The following is a 472-nucleotide window of genomic DNA, read 5'->3' on the forward strand; positions in this document are numbered from 1 at the left end:
CATCAAATCAAATCGCGCCTGAAACGACACATTGGGAACAGGATGTTCACTTTTATTGCAACCAAAAAGCAATATTGCCGTAGAAAGAATAATGAACCAATGCTTAGCTTTGGATGTCATAATTTTGATAATTGGTATGGTACTTGCAGTGTCTTTGTCATTAAAGGTGGCAAAAACCTGCATTTTCAACAATTGGACTAGCAACAATCATACAATACTTGAACAGGCACCGAATAAAAACAATAACATCATCACAATAAGCCTGTTAAGTAGAAATAAAAAAACCATTGAAGCAGCTCAATCTAAAATAGAGACTGCTTTATTTGGTTATTTGCTTTGTACAGGCTAAATTTAGCTAATATTTTTTTTACATGGACAACGGATTGGGAGACATATTATACATTCTCGTGATGGTCGCTGCACTTGCTTTTAGTATATACAAAAAAGCCAAGGGTGCCGGTCAGGATGGGAG

1 protein-coding gene is annotated in these 472 nt (G+C 36.0%); it reads left to right on the forward strand.

The window, feature by feature from the left end; translation table 11 throughout:
• Positions 1-201: hypothetical protein (locus C6366_RS20945; protein WP_233248575.1), on the forward strand; the 201-nt coding region annotated here is incomplete at its 5' end.
• Between the last annotated feature and the right edge of the window lie 271 nt (positions 202-472).

The organism is Desulfonatronum sp. SC1 (genome assembly GCF_003046795.1).
GTDB lineage: Bacteria > Desulfobacterota > Desulfovibrionia > Desulfovibrionales > Desulfonatronaceae > Desulfonatronum.